This window comes from Streptomyces sp. LN549, assembly GCF_043203805.1.
In the GTDB taxonomy this organism is placed as follows: Bacteria; Actinomycetota; Actinomycetes; order Streptomycetales; family Streptomycetaceae; genus Streptomyces.
Window position 1 is genome coordinate 3607139 of record NZ_JAZHRI010000002.1, and the last position, 19369, is coordinate 3626507.

16 protein-coding genes are annotated in these 19369 nt (G+C 71.2%); 6 read left to right on the forward strand and 10 right to left on the reverse strand.

What is annotated here, in order from left to right; genetic code table 11:
* Positions 1–27: 27 nt before the first annotated feature.
* From SH922_RS16140 to SH922_RS16150, 3 genes are all read right to left on the reverse strand, one after another.
* On the reverse strand, positions 28–1878 hold the full coding sequence (locus SH922_RS16140) for a PQQ-binding-like beta-propeller repeat protein (protein WP_393058653.1): 1851 nt from the start codon (positions 1876–1878) through the stop codon (positions 28–30).
* Positions 1879–2139: 261 nt separating this feature from the next.
* The gene (locus SH922_RS16145; protein WP_393058654.1) at positions 2140–3894 is read right to left on the reverse strand and encodes a PQQ-binding-like beta-propeller repeat protein; all 1755 of its coding nucleotides are present in this window, start codon (positions 3892–3894) and stop codon (positions 2140–2142) included.
* Between the two features lie 167 nt (positions 3895–4061).
* Positions 4062–5879 (reverse strand): ABC-F family ATP-binding cassette domain-containing protein, encoded by a 1818-nt coding sequence (locus SH922_RS16150; RefSeq protein WP_393058655.1) that lies wholly within the window; start codon positions 5877–5879, stop codon positions 4062–4064.
* Between the two features lie 193 nt (positions 5880–6072).
* Between SH922_RS16150 and SH922_RS16155 the strand changes: the two genes are divergently transcribed.
* Entirely contained in the window at positions 6073–6720 is a 648-nt protein-coding gene (locus SH922_RS16155; RefSeq protein WP_393058656.1) for a lipoprotein, read from the forward strand.
* A 76-nt stretch (positions 6721–6796) separates the two neighbouring features.
* Here SH922_RS16155 and SH922_RS16160 read toward each other — a convergent pair whose 3' ends face one another.
* The 6 genes from SH922_RS16160 to rsmI form a co-directional block, all read right to left on the reverse strand.
* Complete coding sequence (locus SH922_RS16160; protein ID WP_393058657.1) at positions 6797–7696, reverse strand: 4-(cytidine 5'-diphospho)-2-C-methyl-D-erythritol kinase; 900 nt, start codon at positions 7694–7696, stop codon at positions 6797–6799.
* Positions 7693–8565 (reverse strand): 16S rRNA (adenine(1518)-N(6)/adenine(1519)-N(6))-dimethyltransferase RsmA, encoded by an 873-nt coding sequence (gene rsmA / locus SH922_RS16165; RefSeq protein WP_393058658.1) that lies wholly within the window; start codon positions 8563–8565, stop codon positions 7693–7695. The genes SH922_RS16160 and rsmA overlap by 4 nt, the downstream gene beginning before the upstream one ends.
* 184 nt (positions 8566–8749) lie before the next feature.
* Positions 8750–9913: a ubiquitin-like domain-containing protein gene (locus tag SH922_RS16170; protein ID WP_393058659.1), complete on the reverse strand. Its 1164-nt coding sequence runs from the start codon at positions 9911–9913 to the stop codon at positions 8750–8752.
* A gap of 135 nt (positions 9914–10048) precedes the next feature.
* A complete protein-coding gene (locus SH922_RS16175) occupies positions 10049–10915 on the reverse strand; it encodes a TatD family hydrolase (protein WP_393058660.1) in 867 nt (288 codons plus the stop codon).
* 34 nt (positions 10916–10949) lie between these two features.
* On the reverse strand, positions 10950–11318 hold the full coding sequence (locus tag SH922_RS16180; RefSeq protein ID WP_393058661.1) for a hypothetical protein: 369 nt from the start codon (positions 11316–11318) through the stop codon (positions 10950–10952).
* A 159-nt stretch (positions 11319–11477) separates the two neighbouring features.
* Complete coding sequence (gene rsmI / locus SH922_RS16185; RefSeq protein ID WP_393058662.1) at positions 11478–12374, reverse strand: 16S rRNA (cytidine(1402)-2'-O)-methyltransferase; 897 nt, start codon at positions 12372–12374, stop codon at positions 11478–11480.
* Positions 12375–12427: 53 nt separating this feature from the next.
* Between rsmI and SH922_RS16190 the strand changes: the two genes are divergently transcribed.
* The 4 genes from SH922_RS16190 (at position 12428) to SH922_RS16205 (ending at position 17462) form a co-directional block, all read left to right on the forward strand.
* A complete protein-coding gene (locus SH922_RS16190) occupies positions 12428–14206 on the forward strand; it encodes a dolichyl-phosphate-mannose--protein mannosyltransferase (protein ID WP_393058663.1) in 1779 nt (592 codons plus the stop codon).
* A 132-nt stretch (positions 14207–14338) separates the two neighbouring features.
* Positions 14339–15982, forward strand: coding sequence for a penicillin-binding transpeptidase domain-containing protein (locus tag SH922_RS16195; protein ID WP_393058664.1), 1644 nt, complete (start codon positions 14339–14341; stop codon positions 15980–15982).
* Positions 15983–16098: 116 nt separating this feature from the next.
* Positions 16099–16614 carry a YbaK/EbsC family protein gene (locus tag SH922_RS16200; RefSeq protein WP_393058665.1) on the forward strand — a complete coding sequence of 172 codons (516 nt, stop codon included), beginning with the start codon at positions 16099–16101 and terminating at the stop codon, positions 16612–16614.
* A complete protein-coding gene (locus tag SH922_RS16205; protein ID WP_393058666.1) occupies positions 16611–17462 on the forward strand; it encodes an EamA family transporter in 852 nt (283 codons plus the stop codon). Before SH922_RS16200 ends, SH922_RS16205 begins: the two co-directional genes overlap by 4 nt.
* 153 nt (positions 17463–17615) lie before the next feature.
* Here the strand turns inward: SH922_RS16205 and SH922_RS16210 are convergent, their stop codons facing one another.
* The gene (locus tag SH922_RS16210; protein WP_393058667.1) at positions 17616–18545 is read right to left on the reverse strand and encodes a hypothetical protein; all 930 of its coding nucleotides are present in this window, start codon (positions 18543–18545) and stop codon (positions 17616–17618) included.
* Between the two features lie 458 nt (positions 18546–19003).
* On the opposite strand from SH922_RS16210, the gene SH922_RS16215 reads away from it, so the two are divergent.
* The gene (locus tag SH922_RS16215; RefSeq protein ID WP_393058668.1) at positions 19004–19291 is read left to right on the forward strand and encodes a helix-turn-helix domain-containing protein; all 288 of its coding nucleotides are present in this window, start codon (positions 19004–19006) and stop codon (positions 19289–19291) included.
* The last annotated feature ends 78 nt before the right edge of the window (positions 19292–19369 follow it).

Consider the following 19369-nt stretch of genomic DNA (forward strand, 5'->3'; position numbering starts at 1 on the left):
TGTTCCTGCGGGTGCCGTGGGGAGCGGTTACTTGCCGAAGGCCATCATGGTCTTCGTCTCCAGCTCTTCCTCGTCGTTGCTCGCGCTGACCCGCCCGCTCGTGATGAACGAGCGGCCGTCCGCGTAGAGCACGTCCTCGTCCCAGAACGAGCTCTCGATCTGAGCCGTCGACGCCGGGTGCTGGAGCACCGTCTTCGGGCTGCCGCCGGAGGGCGCCAGGGTGGCGATCCCGCCGCCCTTGTTGTAACCGGCGTCCACGTAGAGCAGCACGTTGCCGCCCTCCATCCGCAGCGGCTTCATGGTCTGCTCGGCCGGGGCCTTCGCCTTCCACTTCGTCTTGCCGGTGTTCAGGTTGAAGGCGACGACCTGGTTGGTGCGGGCGGAGCCGCTGGTGTCGTCCTGCGTCGCCATGTAGAAGGTGTTGGCGTCGGCGGCGACACCGGTGCAGCCGTCCAGGCGCTGGCCGAAGATGGCGAACGCGCCACCGCAGTCCGGTGCGAACTTGTCGCCCTTGTCGCTGACGATCTGGGAGCGGAGCGTGCCGTTCTCCCGGAGCGCGAGGATGCTCCACTTCTTGTTGTCGCTGGTGCTTCCCTTGGTCAGCGACACGATGAGGGGGCTCACCGAGTAGACCTTGTCGATCTCCCAGCCACGCGCGGGCCTGTAGGTCCACTTGGGCTTGCCGGTGTTCGGGTCGATCTGCTCGATCTGGTGCTGCGGGTTGTCGAGGTCGTCGGTGCGGCAGCTGGTGGCGGCGATCAGCTTGGCGCCGCCCGCGAAGGCGAACGGCTGGCAGATGCCGTCGCGCTTGCCGAACAGCTCCTTGCCGTCGCTCACCCGGAACGCGTTGGAGGCGCCGGTGCGGCCGACCGTCACGGTGTTGCCGCTGATGGCGAGGGAGATGTCCGACATCAGGTCGAAGAGCCCGCTGCTCTTGACGGACTTCTTCCAGCCGGTCTTGCCGGTGTTGAGGTCGATCAGCTGGAGGTCCGAGCAGTCGGCCTTGTCGGTGGTGCCGTTCTTGACCCCGATGACGATCTTGCCGGCCGTGGTGGTCTGCGCAGGTGCGGCGCAGATGTCCGCGGGCAGCTTCAGCTTCCACTTCTGCTTGCCGTCGGCCACCGAGTAGCCGGAGACCGTGCGGTACATGCCCTTGACGATGGTGTCGCCGACGATCCACGGGCCGTACACGTCCGCGCCGTTGCGCGGCAGGTCGACATCGTTCTTCTGGAGCCAGAGGACCTTCGCCTCGCCGGGCTTGCGCCCGCCGTTCAGGTCGTCGTCGCCCTCACGGCCGGTGCCGTTGCCGTCGCCCTCGTCGACGGTGGGCGACGTGGACGGCTTCGTCACCTCGCCGCTCTTCTTCGCGATGGGCTTCTTGTCGTCGTCGCCCCCGCTCGTCGCCAGATAGACGCCGCCGCCGATGACCAGGAGTGCGGCGACCGCGGCCGCGATGATCACGGCGGGCTTGCCCTTGAAGGGGCTGCTCCCGCCGGGTCCTGTCGGACCGGCGGGAGCCGGTGCACCGGGGTACTGCTGCTGCGGATAGCCGTAACCGGGCTGCTGCGGCTGGCCGTACGGGCCGGGCTGCTGGCCGTACGGACCCGGCTGCGGCTGGCCGTAGGGGCCGGGCTGCTGGGGCTGGCCGTACGGGCCGGGCTGCTGCGGCTGGCCGTAGGGGCCCGGCTGCTGCGGCTGGCCGTACGGGCCCGGCTGCTGGGGATAGCCGTAACCCGGCTGGGCGGCCGGCGGCTGGGGCGGCTGGGCAGGCGGCGGCGTCTGCGGCGGGCCCTGGGGCGGCTGTGGAACCCCCTGCGGCGGCTCCTGCGGAGCGCCGAAGCCTCCCTGCGGCGGTTGCTGGCTGGGCGGCTGGGTCATCAGCGCGTCCCCCTTCATGCGGTCCGGTGCCCGGTCCGGACTCCCCCGCGATCACGCCGGGGCTCCGGGAGTCGGCGAAGACCCCTGATTTACCAGCGAAATGGAGCGAATCGGGCATGGATCCCGCAGTGTTACGACAGTCGAGCGGGGCTTCTTTGTACCACCCGGCCCGTCACCGGCTCCGGTTCGGTCCGCCCCTGTTCCCAAGGGAGAACCGCCCCGTGATACCGCCGTTATGCCTGCACGGGCCCTGATCGGCCGTCAGTTGCCGAAGGCCACGATGGACCGGGTCTCGATCTCCTCGTCGTCCATGCCACTGATCCTCGAATTCGTGAGGAAGCTGCGTCCGTCCACGTAGGAGACGTTCCGCTCGTAGAAACCGCGCTCAAGGCCGGAGGCCGCCGCCGGGTGCTGCACCACCATGTCCCATTTGCCGCCGGTGGCCGGGAGGGAGGCGATACCGCCCCCCTTGTTCTTCGCCGCCCCGAGGTACATCAGCAGCTTGCCGCCCTCCGTCCGCAGCGGGGTGAGGGGCTGGTCCTTCGGGGAGGTGACGGTCCACTTGTGCTTGCCGGTGGACAGATCGAAGGCGGCGACCTTGTTGCCGTCACCGGTTTTGAGGTCGACGGCCTTGGTCGCCATGTAGAACGTGTTCGCACCGGCGGCCACCCCGGCGCAGCTGTCCAGGTTGGCCCCTTGGACGCGCCGGTCCTTGTCGCACGAGACGGCGTACTCGCCCGGTCCGCCGGAGAGCTGGGTGCGGTAGGTGCCGTTGGCGTTGAGTACCAGGATCGCCCACTTCTTCGGCTGCGTGAGCGAGATGACGATGGGGTCGGCGGAGTAGATCTGCGCGACCTGCCAGCCCTTCTTGACCTTGTACGTCCACTGCACCTTGCCGGTGGCGGGGTCGATCCGCTGCACCTGGTGTTCCTTGTGGTCGTCCGCGGCGGTCTGGCAGCTCGCGGCGGCGATCGCCACGGGGCCGCTGGCGAAGCCGAACGGCTGGCAGTTGCCGGGCAGTTTGCCGAACAGCACCTTGCCGTCACTGACCCGGAAGGCGTCGGTCCTGCTGGTGCGCCCCACGGTCACGGTGTCGCCGTTGATCGCCATCGCGAGGTCGGAGAGCCCGTCCCAGGCACCGTCACGGGCGTACTGCTTGCGCCAGCCGGCCTTGCCCGTCGTGAGGTCGACCATCTGGAGGTTGTCGCAGTACGCGTCCTCCGAGGTGCTGTCCTCGATACCCAGGACGATCTTGCCGTCGGCGGTGGGCTGTGTGGGCGCCGCGCACGCGTTGGTGGGCAGCCGCAGGCTCCACTTGAGCGTGCCGTCGGCCGCCGAATAGCCCGTGACGGTGTGGTACATGGCGGTGACGACGGTGTCGCCGGCGAACCACGGGCCGTACACGTCCTCACCGCCCTCGGGGAGGTCGACGCCGCTCTTCTGGAGCCAGAGGGCCTTCGCCTCCCCCGGCTTGAGCGCCGCGTTGATGGCGGCGGCCTCGGCGCGGGGGGTGACCGTACCGTCGTCGTCGGTGTCGCCCTTGCCGTCGCCCTGGTCCAGGGTCGGCGCGGGGGCCGGCGGCGCGGAGCTGTGGCCGCCGTTCGCCGTGGCCTTACCGTCGTCGCCGTCGTCGCCGGTGGCGAGCCAGATGCCGCCGCCTGCCAGGAGCACCACCGCGAGCAGGCCTCCGACGAGCATCCCGGTCCGGCCGCGGAACCGGCCGCCGCCCCGCGGTCCGCCGGGCTGCGGCGGCTGCGTCGGGTAGCCGTAACCCTGTTGCTGCTGTTGCTGCTGTTGCTGCTGGGGCGGGTAGCCGTATCCGTAGCCCTGCGTCGGCTGGTTGTACGGGCCGGGCTGACTGCCGTACGGGCCGGGCTGGTTGTACGGGCCGGGCTGCTGCCCGTACGGACCGGCGGGCTGCGGCTGGGCGGCCGGTGGCGGATACGCCCCGGGCTGCGGGTCGTAAGGAGTTCCGAACCCACCCTGCGGCGGCTGCTGTCCGGGCGGCTGGCTCATCGGCCCGTCCCCCTGTTCCGTTGTCGATCCGTCGGTGCCTGTGGTGCGACGCGCTCCGGCTACGAATCCGGGCAGGGCTTCTTTCTACCACCCGCACCACAGGCCTCATCGGCCACACCGGTCACGACAGTTGTACCAGCCACGCAGCAAGGCAACTCAGCGGCCGGTCAGGCCTCCTCGGCCAGTTCCAGCCAGCGCATCTCCAGCACATCGCGCTCCGCGACCAGTTCCCGCAGTTCGGCGTCGAGCTTCGCGACCTTCTCGAAGTCCGTGGCGTTGTCGGCGATCTGGGCGTGCAGCGTCGTCTCGCGGGTCGACATCTTGTCGAGCTGGCGCTCGACCTTCTGGAGTTCCTTCTTGGCCGCGCGTGCCTCCTGCGGCGAGACGCCCGGTGCCGGGGCGGCGGCCCGGGAGGCCGCGGCGGGTGCGGCGGCGGGCGCGGCGCTCCCGGCCATCTGCAGCCTGCGCTCCAGGTACTCGTCGATGCCGCGCGGCAGCATCCGCAGCGACTTGTCGCCGAGGAGCGCCAGCACCTTGTCCGTGGTCCGCTCGATGAAGAACCGGTCGTGGGAGATCACGATCATCGACCCGGGCCAGCCGTCGAGGAGGTCCTCCAGCTGGGTCAGGGTCTCGATGTCGAGGTCGTTGGTGGGCTCGTCGAGGAAGAGGACGTTCGGCTCGTCCATCAGCAGCCGCAGGATCTGCAGCCTGCGGCGCTCACCGCCCGACAGGTCGCCGACCGGGGTCCACTGCTTCTCCTTCGAGAAGCCGAACTGCTCGCAGAGCTGGCCCGCGGTCATCTCCCGGCCCTTGCCGAGGTCGACCCGGTCGCGCACCTGCTGCACGGCCTCCAGCACCCGGAGGTTCGGGTTGAGCTCCGCCACCTCCTGGGAGAGGTAGGCCAGCTTCACGGTCTTGCCGACGACGATCTTCCCGTCGGCGGGCTGCGCCTCGCCCTGGCTGCGGGCCGCCTGCTCCAGCGCCCGCAGCAGCGAGGTCTTGCCCGCGCCGTTGACCCCGACCAGGCCGATCCGGTCGCCGGGGCCGAGCTGCCAGGTGAGGTGGGTGAGCAGCGTCTTGGGGCCGGCCTGGACGGTCACGTCCTCCAGCTCGAAGACGGTCTTGCCGAGCCTGGCGTTGGCGAACTTCATCAGCGCGCTGGTGTCGCGGGGCGGCGGCACGTCGGCGATCAGCTCGTTGGCCGCCTCGATGCGGTAGCGGGGCTTGGAGGTACGGGCGGGGGCGCCGCGCCGCAGCCAGGCCAGCTCCTTGCGCATCAGGTTCTGCCGCTTGCCCTCTTCGGTGGCGGCGATCCGCTCCCGTTCGGCACGGGCGAAGACGTAGTCGCTGTAGCCGCCCTCGTACTCGTGGACCGTGCCGCGCTGGACGTCCCACATGCGGGTGCAGACCTGGTCGAGGAACCACCGGTCGTGGGTGACGCAGACCAGTGCGGAGCGGCGGGCGCGCAGATGTCCGGCCAGCCAGGAGATGCCCTCGACGTCGAGGTGGTTGGTCGGCTCGTCGAGGACGATCAGGTCCTGTTCGGCGATGAGCAGCTTGGCCAGCGCGATCCGGCGGCGCTCACCACCGGAGAGCGGGGCGATGACGGTGTCCAGGCCCTGCTCGAAGCCGGCCAGTTCGAGACCGCCGAAGAGCCCGGTCAGCACGTCGCGGATCTTGGCACTGCCCGCCCACTCGTGATCGGCGAGATCACCGATGACCTCGTGGCGGATCGTGGCCTTCGGGTCCAGCGAATCGTGCTGGGTCAGGACGCCGAGACGCAGTCCGCCGTTGTGGGTGACGCGTCCGGTGTCCGCCGCCTCCAGCTTGGCGAGCATCCGGATGAGGGTCGTCTTGCCGTCTCCGTTACGCCCGACGACACCGATCCGGTCCCCCTCGGACACACCGAGGGACACACCGTCGAGCAGTGCACGGGTGCCGTACACCTTGCTGACCTGCTCGACATTGACGAGGTTGACGGCCACAAACGCTCCAGCTCGAAGGAGAACACTGACCTTCAGCGTAGTCGCCACGGCACCGGCCTCCGTACGAGCGCCCGCTCACCCGTGCGGGACGGGGCCGGGAAACGGCGTTCTCCCGTACACCTCTGTGCGGTACCTTGCCCGAATTGATCAAGGTCCGGGCCGGTTCCCGGATCTCACCGGGGTGGGGAACTTCATGAGACGACGTACGGTTCGCGGGCTGGCGCCCGTCCTGCTGGCAGCTGTCGCGCTGACCGGCTGCTCGTCGGGGTCCGGCGAGGGTGCGAAGGCGGACACCAAGCCGGGCGGCGGGGCGGCCGCGCACGGAGCGGGCGACAAGACCGCGGCCAAGGGCGGCTCGGTCGGGGGCCCCGGTTCCGGATGCGAGCTGCCGGTCGTCTTCGACCTGGAGCAGCACTGGAAGGCGAAGGCCGTGGCTCCCATGGAGGCGGACTCGGAGTTCGCCGAGCTCGGCGAACAGGGCCCGGTCACGATGGTGTGCGAGATCGACGGGAAGCCGGCGAAGCACATCGGGTTCCTGCGGGTATGGCAGGGCGAGGGCAAGGGGAGCACGGCGCGCCAGACGCTGGAGGGCTTCGTGAAGGCCGACGAGAACGCCTCGAAGATCACGTACACGCAGACCACGGTCGGGAAGCTGTCCGTGACCGAGGCCCGCTACACCATCCACAGCGAGCTCCTGGACGAGTCGCGCCCGAACCGGGCCTTCGCCGTCGCCACCCCGGACGGACCGGTCGTGGTGCACCTGGGCGGGCTGGACGCGCAGGAGCACGAGGGCATGCTGCCGGCGTTCGAGCTGGCGAAGCGGAGCGTGCGGCTCGGCTGAGCGGAGCCGCGCTGAGCGGGGCCGCACGTCCACGAGGCACACGAGGCCCGGCCGGAGACCCGGCCGGGCCTCGCCGTCAGCGGAGTGTGGCGCCCGGCGCCGGGGACACCGCGATCCGGGCGGTGCGGCAGGTCCCCGAGGCGGTCAGCGCGTCGGCCACCTTGCGGGCCGACGCCTCGTCCTCGGTCAGGAACGCGGTGGTCGGCCCGGAGCCCGAGACCAGGGCGGCCAGTGCGCCCGCGGCGGTGCCCGCCGCCAGCGTGCCGGCCAGTGAGGGCCGCAGCGACAGCGCGGGGGCCTGGAGGTCGTTGCCGAGGGCCGCGGCGAGCGCGACCGGGTCACCGGCCCGCAGCGCGGCCATGAGCGCGGCGGACGCGGCGGGCTCGGGCACCTGTGTGCCGGCCGTGAGCCGGTCGAACTCGCGGTAGACGGCCGGGGTGGAGAGGCCGCCGTCGGCGACCGCGAAGACCCAGTGGAAGGTGCCGCCGACCTCGACGGGGGTCAGCTGCTCGCCGCGGCCGACCCCGAGGGCCGCCCCGCCGACCAGGCTGAACGGCACGTCGCTCCCCAGCTCGGCGCAGAGGGCGAGGAGCTCCTCGCGGGTGGCGCCGGTGGACCAGAGCGCGTCGCACGCCAGCAGGGCGCCGGCCGCGTCCGCGCTGCCGCCCGCCATTCCGCCGGCGACGGGGATGTCCTTGGCGATGTGGATGTGCACATCGGGCGCGATGCCGTGCCGCTCGGCCAGCGCGGTCGCGGCCCGGGCGGCGAGGTTGGAGGCGTCCAGCGGTACCTGGGCGGCGTCCGGACCCGAGCAGGTGACGCGCAGCCCGTCGGCCGGGGTGACGGTGACGTCGTCGTACAGGCCGACGGCGAGGAAGACGTTGGCCAGGTCGTGGAAGCCGTCGGGGCGCGCGGCGCCGACCGCGAGCTGGACGTTGACCTTGGCGGGTACCCGGACGGTGACGCTCGCGCTCATGCGGACAGCTCCGGCTTGTTCTCGGCGATGGCGGCGAACTCCTCGACCGTGAGGGCCTCGCCGCGGGCCTGCGGCGAGATGCCCGCCGCGACCAGGGCCGCCTCGGCGGCGGGCGCGGAGCCGGCCCAGCCGGACAGGGCCGCCCGCAGCGTCTTGCGGCGCTGGGCGAAGGCTGCGTCGACGACCGCGAAGACCTCGGCCTTGCTCGCCGTGGTCGCGACGGGCTCGGTGCGGCGCACCAGCGACACCAGGCCCGAGTCGACGTTGGGCGCGGGCCAGAACACCTTGCGGCCGATGGAGCCGGCGCGCTTGACGTCGGTGTACCAGTTGGCCTTCACCGACGGCACTCCGTAGACCTTGTTGCCCGGCCTGGCGGCCAGCCGGTCGGCGACCTCGGCCTGCACCATGACCAGGGTCCGCTCGATGCTCGGGAAACGGTCGAGCATGGTGAGCAGCACGGGCACCGCGACGTTGTACGGAAGGTTGGCGACCAGTGCGGTCGGCGGCGGGCCCGGCAGCTCCCGTACGAGCATCGCGTCCGAGTGGACGAGGGTGAACCGGTCGGCGCGCTCCGGCATCCGGGCGGCGACGGTGGCCGGCAGGGCGCCCGCCAGCACGTCGTCGATCTCGACGGCCACGACCCGGTCGGCCGCCTCCAGCAGCGCCAGGGTCAGCGAGCCCAGACCGGGCCCGACCTCGACCACCACATCGTCCGGGCGGACCTCCGCGGTGCGCACGATCCGGCGGACCGTGTTGGCGTCGATGACGAAGTTCTGCCCGCGCTGCTTGGTGGGGCGTACGCCCAGCGTCGCGGCCAGCTCGCGGATGTCTGCGGGGCCCAGGAGGGCGTCGGGCTCTGTGGTGCTCACCTGTTAAGCGTACGGGCTGTCGCCAGGGCCTTTCGTTTGGAACAGGCCGGATCAGGGAGCGGGGTCCGGTGCGTGCAGCTGCAAGGCGGAGGAGGGAGCCACTGCGGAGCATCGGCGACCGACGACAACGCGGCAGATGCGCGTGCCGGACCCCGCGAGCCCGGCATGATCCAAACGAAAGGCCCTAGCCGGCCGTCCCGGCCGTGCGCGGGCCCGTGCCGGCCTTCACGACCCGGCTGACGGGTTCCCGTACGACCTCGGTGGCCAGCACCCGGGGCTTCTGCCGGACGCCGTTGACGGTCCGCAGGGCGTACATGACGCGTCGCGAACCGTCCCGCCCCTCCCGTTCGACCCGCTCCGTGCCGGCGGGGAGCGTCCCGTCCCCGGACCGTTCCACGGCGTACGGCAGCAGCTCCTCGCGTACCACCCGGGTGGTGGTGATCCGGAGCACCGAGACGGTCTGGCCCTCGCGCGGGAAGCTGTCCTGGGCCACGGACGTGGTGTCCTCGCCGTGCAGGACGACACCGGCCCGGGCGACGGCCTCGCGCACCGTGGCGGCGGTGGTGCGGACCGTGTGTTCGCGGCCGTCGGCCATCACGGTGACGGTGCGCTCGGTGCGCACGTCCAGGGTCAGTCCGGTGCGCCCGATCGGCGCGGACCGGGAGACGGAGAGGTAGGCGCCCTCGGCCCGCACGCCCAGCCGGCGCAGGGCGGCGCCGACGGTGGGTTCGTAGGTCCAGACCCTGCGCCGCACCCCGTCGAGCGTGAGCGTCACAGGGCGCGGGCCGCCGACGGTGATCACGTCACCGTCGGCGAGGCGGGTGCCGGGGGCCGGGGACACGGCCGGGCCGCCGTCCGCGTCGATGCCCTGTTCGGCGAGGAGTCCGCCCACGTCGTCCGCGAAGGTGTGCAGGGTGCGGGGCTCCCCGTCGACGTCCAGCGTCACCGCCTTGTCCTCGGCGACGAACACGGTCGTCCCGCCCGCCAGGAAGGCGACCACCAGGGCCCGCGGGACCAGGCGGCGCAGCCGCTCGGGACGGACGGACACCCGGCGCCGACGGGCACCCCGCCGCGCCCCGGGCCTGTCGCCGGGGGCCGGCACGGTGAGAGCGGTGACGGTGGGAGCCTGTGCGGTACGGGACGGGCTGCCGAGCGCGGCGACGGTCCGCCCCGTCGGCATGTCGACGACGGTCGGCGTGTGCCGCGGCCACGCGGCGAGCGTGAGCTCCTCGTGCGGCGGTACGGGGGACGGGCCCGGCACGACGACGGTGACGGGCCCACGCGTCCCGGCGACCGCCGTACGCCCCCTGCCGCGTGCTGCACGGTGGCTGCCCTGCGAATTGCTCACGACGCTCGCTCCAGAAGATCCGTACCGGCCGGCTCACTCTTGCGACCTCATCTGCGGTCGTTGGCGCCCGGGACAATAGCGGAGCCCGCGTCACTCTCCAAAGCGGCGCGACTACCCAGCGTCGTGGATCCCGCGTCAGTAGTCGAACGCACGAGCCGTGTTGTCGGCGATCGCCGACGCCAGGGTGTCCTCGTCGACGCCCCTGACCTCGGCCATGGCGCGCAGCGTGACCGGAATCAGATACGGCGCGTTAGGCCGTCCGCGGTACGGGGCGGGGGTGAGGAAGGGTGCGTCCGTCTCGACCAGGACCAGTTCCACGGGCGCGACGGCGAGCGCGTCGCGCAGCGGCTGGGCGTTCTTGAACGTCATGTTGCCCGCGAAGGACATGAAGTACCCCGCGTCCGCGCAGATCCGGGCCATGTCTGCGTCGCCGGAGTAGCAGTGGAAGACGGTCCGCTCGGGGGCGCCCGCGTCGGCCAGGATGCGCAGCACATCGGCGTGCGCCTCGCGATCGTGGATGACGAGCGCCTTGCCGTGCCGTTTGGCGATCTCGATGTGGGCCCGGAAGGACTCCTCCTGGGCGGCCATGCCCTCGGGTCCGGTCCGGAAGTGGTCGAGCCCCGTCTCGCCGACACCGCGTACGTGGTCGAGCGCGGCCAGCGCGTCGATCTCGGCGAGTGCCTCGTGGAGCGCGGCACTCCCGCCCCCCTCGCGCGCGCCCTGCCGTGACCAGCCGTCCGGATCCCCGTGCACGATCCGCGGCGCCTCGTTGGGGTGCAGCGCCACTGCCGCGTACACGCTCGGGTGCGCGGCCGCGGTCTCGGCGGCCCAGCGCGAGCCCTTCACGTCGCAGCCCACCTGGATCACGGTCGTCACGTTCACCGCGGCGGCCCTGGCCAGGCCCTCCTCGACGGTGCCGTCCTGCATGTCCAGGTGGGTGTGCGAATCGGCGACCGGCACCCGGAGGGGCTCGGGCAGCGGCGGGGCTTCGGTACGGCTCATGGCCACGATCGTACGAGGACCGCGGCCGGGAACCTCACTTGCGGTGGAAGGGGTGCAGCAGGTCGGAGAGGTGCCAGTGGTGGTCGCGCGCGGGGGCGGCGGTGGCGGCCACGGGCTCCCGCACCTCGGCCTCGGCCGCCGACGGGCGGTTCTGGAGCAGTTGCTGCACCGTGGACACCCGGCCGGCCCGCATGATCCGCACGACATGCCCGCCGCAGTTCGTGCAGGTCGGTGTGGAGAGCGGGGACGGCACACGTTCGCCGTCCGCCTTGTAGACCACGAATGCGTGGTTCGAGGTGTCGACGTGGTGCTCTATTTCGTAGGCCTGTTCCCAGCCGTATCCGCACCTCATGCAGGCGAAGGCATACGCCTCGTGCACGGTGGTTGCTGCGATCTCGCTCATGCCTGCTCCTCTTGTCCGCCGGACAAGCACTCCGGAGAATGCGTCCTGGATCCAGTGGACGCCTTTACCGGCGGGAGCGCACCGGGCCCTGTCGAGTGTTGGAGCGGTTTTGGCCTTCTCGTGGCAAAAGGGGCCGGAACGCGGCTCGCGCTTTGCCTTTCACGATAGTCCTTTGCCGTCCGCTGGGCCGGTCCGAGCCGCATTCTTTGCTGCGACGACCGCGTCGAACACCTCGCGCTTGGGCAGCCCCGCCGCCGCCGCGACAGCGGCGATCGCCTCCTTGCGCCGCTCCCCCGCCTCCTCGCGCACCTGCACCCTGCGCACCAGCTCCTCGGCGTCCAGTTCCTCGGCTCCGGAGTCGGCCGCGCCCTCGACGACGACGGTGATCTCGCCTCGTACACCCTCGGCCGCCCAGACGGCGAGCTCGCCCAGCGGACCGCGCTTCACTTCCTCGTACGTCTTGGTCAGCTCGCGGCACACCGCGGCCCGCCGGTCGGCGCCGAAGACCTCGGCCATCGCGGCGAGGGTGTCGTCGAGCCGGTGCGGGGCCTCGAAGAAGACCATGGTGCGGCGCTCGTCGGCGACCTCGCGGAGCTTGCCGAGGCGCTCACCGGCCTTGCGCGGCAGGAAGCCCTCGAAGCAGAACCGGTCCACCGGCAGCGCGGACAGCGCGAGCGCGGTGAGCACCGCCGACGGGCCCGGCACCGCGGTGACCTTGATGTCCTTCTCCACGGCCGCGGCGACCAGCCGGTAGCCGGGGTCGGAGACGGACGGCATCCCCGCGTCCGTGACCAGCAGCACCCGGGCGCCGCCCATCAGCGCCTCGACGAGCTCGGGCGTACGGGCGGACTCGTTGCCCTCGAAGTAGGAGACGACACGCCCCGTGGTGTGGATGCCCAGCGCCTGGGTCAGCCGGCGCAGCCGGCGGGTGTCCTCGGCGGCGACGACATCGGCCGTCTCCAGTTCGGCGGCGAGGCGTGGCGGGGCGTCCGCCACGTCGCCGATGGGGGTCCCTGCGAGTACCAGCGTTCCAGTCGTTCCAGTCACAACGTCCATCCTCCCAGCACGGGCGACAGGACTCGCACAGATGCGTTCCCTACGATGGCGCGGTGACGAGTACTGCGCCCGAAGCCCGGCAGGGCCAAGACGCCGGGGAACACCATGGCCCGGAGCCGACTTCCTGGCAGCAGCGGCTGCGCCGCTTCGGCCATTCCCCGCGCCCCGGTATCGGGCTGCGCGAGCGGCTGGTTCCGCCGTACACCCGCCCCGGGGGCCAGTTGTGGGCGGTGCTCGGAATCCCCCCGCTGCTCGCGGACCGGCTGGTGCGCTGGTCGGCGTGGGGCGGTCCGCTGCTGGTGGCGGCGGTCGCCGGGGTGCTGCGGTTCTGGAACCTGGGCAGCCCGCACGCGGTGATATTCGATGAGACGTACTACGCCAAGGACTCCTGGGCGCTCATCAAGCAGGGGTACGAAGGGGCCTGGCCCAAGGACGTCGACAAGCTGATCCTCAACGATCCGTCGCAGGTGCCGGTCCCGACCGATCCGGGCTACGTGGTGCACCCGCCGGTCGGCAAGTGGATCATCGGCATCGGTGAGCAGATCTTCGGATTCACGCCGTTCGGCTGGCGGTTCATGGTCGCCGTGCTCGGCACGCTGTCGGTGCTGATGCTGTGCCGGATCGGCCGCAGGCTGTTCCGCTCGACGTTCCTGGGATGTCTGGCGGGCGGGCTGCTCGCGGTGGACGGTCTGCACTTCGTGATGAGCCGCACCGCGCTGCTCGACCTGGTGCTGATGTTCTTCGTGCTGGCCTCGTTCGGCTGTCTGCTGATCGACCGGGACTGGGCGAGACGCCGGCTGGCGGCCGCGCTGCCGGTGGACGAGGAGGGCGTGCTGCGGCCGGACGCCGGGGTCGCGGAGGGGCTGCGGCTCGGCTGGCGTCCGTGGCGGATCGCGGCCGGGATCTCGCTGGGGCTGGCCTTCGCCACCAAGTGGAACGGGCTGTACATCATGGTCGCGTTCGGCCTGATGACGGTCCTGTGGGACGTGGGAGCGCGAAGGACCGCGGGCGCGGTGCAGCCGTACAAGGCCGTGCTGAAGCGGGACCTGGTGCCGGCGTTCGTCTCCACGGTGCCGGTCGCGGTCCTCACGTACATCGCCTCCTGGACCGGCTGGATCATCCACAACGACCCGGAGCGGCACGGCTACTACCGGGACTGGGCGGCGACCGACGGCAAGGGCGGCAGCTGGACCTGGCTGCCGGACTGGCTGCGCAGCCTGTGGCACTACGAGAACCAGGTCTACGAGTTCCATGTGAACCTGACGTCCGGGCACACCTACCAGTCCAATCCGTGGAGCTGGATCGTGCTGGGCCGGCCCGTCTCGTACTTCTACGAGGAGCAGAACGGCTGCACCGAATCATCGACCGGCAAGTGCGCCCGCGAGGTCCTGGCGATCGGCACGCCGCTGCTGTGGTGGGCCGCCTGCTTCGCCCTGCTGTATGTGCTGTGGCGCTGGTTCTTCCGCCGCGACTGGCGGGCGGGAGCGATCGCCTGCGGGGTGGCGGCGGGGTGGGTGCCGTGGTTCCTGTACCAGGAACGCACCATTTTCCTTTTCTACGCGGTCGTGTTCGTACCCTTCCTCTGCCTCGCGGTGGCGATGATGATCGGCGCGATGCTGGGCCCGGCGGCGGGCACCGGGGCGAAACACGAACTGGGTCTGACAAAGAGCGATCCCTCGGGTGAACGACGCCGGACACTGGGGGCCGTAGCGGCCGGCGTACTGGTCCTCCTGATCGTCTGGAATTTCATTTACTTCTGGCCGCTGTATACCGGAACCCCGATTCCGGAGGATTCCTGGCGGGATCGTATGTGGCTGGATACCTGGATTTGACCGGCCTGTTCACGCCGATCCGGATCGCATTCCGATAACAACCGGCTCCGCCGTCACAGCAGTCCCGTAGCGTGCCGGGAACAGCCCCCTTGAACATGTTCAAGGGGGCCTCCTGGGGAGGGGACTGCAGGGATGCGCAGTGGAGTGAAGGTCGCCGTGGTCGGCGGAGTGTTCGCGGGCGTGGTCGGCGTGGTGGGCTACGGGGCCTACAACGTCCTGGACGGGCTCGGCGACAGCGGCGTCGGGGGCGGCTCGGACAGCAAGGCCACCTCGGCCGAGGTGAAGACGGGTCCGGTCACGAAGGACGAGATCGCCGAGACGTCCAAGAAGTTCCTCGCCGCATGGGCCAAGGGCGATTCGGCCACCGCGGCCGAGCTCACCAACAACAAGGACGAGGCCGAGCCGGCACTGATCGGCTACAGCGAATCGGCCCACGTCACCAAGGCCGTGATCACCGCGGGCCCGGCGACCGGTTCGAAGGTGCCGTACACGGTCAAGGCGACCGTCTCCTACGACGGGAAGACGAAGCCCTGGTCGTACGCCTCCGAGCTGACGGTGGTGCGCGGCCTGACCACGGGCCGCCCGCTCGTCGACTGGTTCCCCTCCGTCATCCACCCGGAACTGGACAAGGGTGAGTCGCTGGAGACCGGCGAGTCGGAGACCGCGTCGATCGAGGCGGTCGACCGCAACGGCAACGTGCTCAGCAAGGAGAAGTACCCGTCGCTGGGCGGCATTCTGGACGAGCTGCGCAAGAAGTACAGCGCGAAGGCCGGCGGCACCGTCGGCATCGAGACCTGGATCAACAGCGCGAACGCCGATGGTGTGGACAAGAGCCTGCTGACCCTGGTCAAGGGGAAGCCGGGCAGGGTGCCGACCACCCTGGACGCGAAGGCCCAGGCGGCGGCCGAGACTGCGGTCAAGCAGTTCAGCGGGGCGTCGGTGGTTGCGGTGAAGCCGTCCACCGGCGAGATCCGCGCGGTGGCCAACAACCCGGCGACCGGCTTCAACGCAGCGATGCAGGGCACACAGGCGCCGGGCTCCACCATGAAGATCGTGACCGCCGCGATGCTCATCGAGAAGGGGCTCGCCTCCGCGAACAGCCCCGTCGAGTGCCCCAAGGAAGTGCTCTACCAAGGAACCACGTTCCACAACCTGAAGTACTTCTCGCTCCCGGACACGGACACGTTCACGTCCAGCTTCGCCCAGTCCTGCAACACGGCCTTCATCAAGCTGATCGACAACACGAAGGACGATGCGGCGCTCGCCAAGGAGGCCCGGGACGTCTTCGGGATCGGACTGGTCTGGAAGACCGGTGTCACCTCCGTCGACGGCAGCGTGCCCGAGGCGACCGGTGGCGAGGCGGCGGCCCAGTACATCGGCCAGGGCACGGTGACGATGAACGCGCTCAACATGGCGTCGATCACCGCGACGGCCCGCACCGGTACCTTCCGCCAGCCGGTCCTCGTACCGAGCGATCTGGACGGCCGTCAGCTCGTCACCGCTTCACGTTCCCTGTCGCCGAACGTCACCGGACAGCTGACCAACATGATGCGGGCCACCGCCTCCTGGGGCACCGGCAAGGTGGCCATGTCCTCGGTCCGCGGCGACAAGGGGGCCAAGACCGGCTCGGCAGAGGTGGACGGGCAGGGGGTGTCCAACAGCTGGTTCACCGGGTTCAGCGACGACCTCGCGGCAGCAGCGGTCGTCCAGTCCGGCGGCCACGGCGGGGACGCGGCCGGTCCGGTCGTCGCCGCGGTCCTGCGCGCGGGGCGGTGACGAAGAGAAGCCGCCTGCGCCCCGGGGCTTCTGCCGCACCTGCGGCAGAAGCCCCTGTCGTGCCATCCGGTCAACCCGATCGCACGTCCCGGACCACGGCCGATAGCGTGCAGGGCATGAGTACTTCAGACGCCCATGCCCTGACGGGCAACGACACCTCCGCCGCCCACCCCCGGTTCGCGGAGGCCCTGCGCGAGCTCGGACTCGACGTCGAGATCCGCCGCTTCCCGGAGGCCACCCGGACCGCGGCCGAGGCCGCGACCGCCCTCGGCTGCGAGCTCGGCGAGATCGTCAAGTCGCTGATCTTCGAGGCCGACGGGGTGCCGGTACTGGTCCTGATGGACGGCTCCTCGCGCGTCGATGTGGAGCTCGTACGGCAGGAGTTGGGGGCGTCGAAGGTGCGGCGGCCGGGCGCTGACGTGGTCCGGGAGGCCACCGGTTACGCGATCGGCGGTGTGCCGCCCTTCGGGCACCGCACCAGGACGCGGGTACTGGCCGACCGCGGGCTGCTCGCCCACGAGACGGTGTGGGCGGCGGCCGGCACCCCGTACACGGTCTTCCCGCTCGCACCCCGGACGCTGATCGAACACGCCGGCGGCACGGTGGTGGACGTACGCGAGCAGACCAGGTGACACCGCTCGTCGCCATAGCCGTCCTGACAGCCGCCTTCACACACGCCGGCTGGAACGCCATCGCCCATGCGATCAAGGACCAGTTGCTGTCCTTCACCCTGATCTCCGGGGGCGGACTGCTGATCGGCGCGGCCGCCGCCCTCTTCGTCCCGTTCCCGGCCGCGGAGGCCTGGCCGTACCTGATCGTCTCCGCAGTCCTGCACGTGGCGTACATGCTGCTGCTGATGCGGTCGTTCACACTGGGCGACTTCGGCCAGATGTACCCGATCGCACGCGGCACGGCCCCACTGGTGGTCACCGTCCTGGCCGCCGTCTTCGTGGGCGAGCGCCCGGACGGCTGGGCCACGGCGGGGGTCGCGGTGGCCTCGGCGGGGCTGGTCGGGCTGGCCCTCTGGGGCATCCGCGGCTCCGGCAAGCGCCCCCACTGGCCCGCGATCCTGGCCGCTCTGGCGACCGGCCTCGCCATCGCCGGGTACACGACGGTGGACGGCGTCGGCGTACGCGCCTCCGGCAGCTCGCTCGGCTACATCGCCTGGCTGATGATCCTGGAGGGCCTCGCCATCCCGCTGTACGCCCTCCACCGCCGCCGCTCCGCCCTGCCCTCCCAGCTCCGCCCCTACGCGGTACGCGGCCTGCTCGGCGCGGCCCTGTCGGTGACGGCGTACGGCCTCGTCCTCTGGGCCCAGACCCGCGCGGCACTCGCCCCGGTCGCGGCGCTGCGAGAGTCGTCGATCATCGTGGGCGCGGCGATCGGGACGGTGTTCTTCAAGGAACGGTTCGGCGCCCCGCGGATCGCGGCGGCGGGGCTGATGGTGGTGGGCATCGGGCTGATGCTGCATACGAGTTGAGGGCGGCCGGCGCCGCCGCATCTCGCGGTTCGCCGGCCCGTTCTGCAACGTGACCGGCATCGACGGATTCCGAATCCGGCCGACGGCCGTACCGCCCCTCCCCGTCGCAACCAGACCGAGGCAGAGGATCCGCCAAGGCGCTTCCGCCTCAAGTCAGCGGCCGTAACCAGCGCGGTACCTGCTCAGTCGGGGACCACGTACTGCGGGCAGCCTGACCAGGGCGTGGTCGAAGGCGTGGCGGTGGGGCGTCAGCGCGCACCAGGGGCGTGGCGGCAGGGGGTAGTCGTCGCGCAGGACGCCCTCCGGGAGCCCTCCGGTCGCCGGCATCGGCGAGGTCTCGCCCGGGTGGGCAAGGTACGCCCAGACCCCGCTGTCCAGCGGCACCACAGCTTCCTCGTCGCCGGGCGGACGCCAAGGGGCGCCCGTGAGGGGGTGGCGGGGGACGAGGAGAACGTCGGGGCGGGGCCGTGGCGTGCCGATCCCGGGGCCGGCCAGCCCCACGGTCCGGGTATCGGGTCCGGCACGGAGGTACCGGCCGACGGCGTCGCCGAGCAGGTCGGCGACAGGGCCGGCGGGGAGGGCCACCGGGCTGTTCTCGGTGACCGCCAGAAGGTGGGCCAGTGCGACTCCGACCGCCGCCTCCCAGCGGCGGCTCCACGACCCGTCGGGTTCGACGGGCGGGACGCGGTGCTCGGCGCGCTCCACGTCGTGCCAGTCGGGAGGCGGACCGGCCTGGAGCCCCGAGGAGCGGCGTGCGACCGCGTCGGGCTCCAGCCACACCGTCTGCCACATCCCGCAGTCGTCCATGCGGGTCGCCACGGCCCGCCCGCAGCCCTCGCACGCCAGGTTGGGACCGGCTCGGCCGTCCACGCCCCGGCAGTAGCCCTCGCACTTCTCGGGGATCAGGGTCATGGACCGGGAGTCGCCGGGGGCGATGACGATCCTGTTCCGCGCGCCGAAAGAGACGGAGTACACCTGGGCGTACACGCCCTGCCGAGCAGCCGCATCCTCTCCGACCTCCTCCCACAACCGCCAGGGCGGTCCAGTCGGCAGGGGGTCGACGGCATACGTGGCGGACCCCATCAGCGGAGGATGGAGTTCCTCCCACGCTCCGTGGTGGGTGTGGTCGGGGAGGGCTACCCGAAGCATCGGTGCCGTCAGGTCCGTGCCGCACCCGGCACACGCGAACACGTCCAAACAAGCTCTCCCTCGCCACAGTTCCCCGCCGGATTGTTCCTCGCCCTCCGCGGCGAATCCACCGGATTTCGGAACGGCTCCAGGGGCCTGCGCCGGCAGTTCCCCGGCAGACCTCCGCCGCGACCGATCGGCGGTCGGGGCCCGTTTCCGACCGGTGCGCGCCTCGCCTCGGCATACGGCATGGCCTGCCATGGCAGCACTGCGAGCCGGGCGAACCGCCTGACGATCACCGACTCAAATCACCAGCCATTCGACGGACGGGGCCACGGCATTCGAGTTGGCACTGCAACTGGACCGGATGAACCAGAGGTCGACACATTTGATCCGGCCGAGCCAAGTGACGCATGAGGCTCGCCGAGCTGCGGGAGCGGGCCGGCCTGACCCAGGCCGAGGTCGCGACACGGATGGGCACGTCCCAGCCCGATGCCTCCCGTCTGGAGCGCAGCGCCTTCCGGTCCAGGAGTTCAGCCCCAACTCACCGACGGCCGGCCGCAATCCACCGGCAACAGGTGCATGCCGCACGCGAGTTGAGCACCTCATGGACCTCCTCGCAGGTCACCGGGCAACTCCGCCGCCGGCCCGCCCCGTTCCGCCAACTCCGCCCGGAGCGGGCGTCGTTCACCAACTATTGACACGCTCTTGTCAGGAGCGGAACACTCCGAGTTGGGAGAGCGCTCTCCCAACTCCATGCACGCCCCCACGACGCAGCA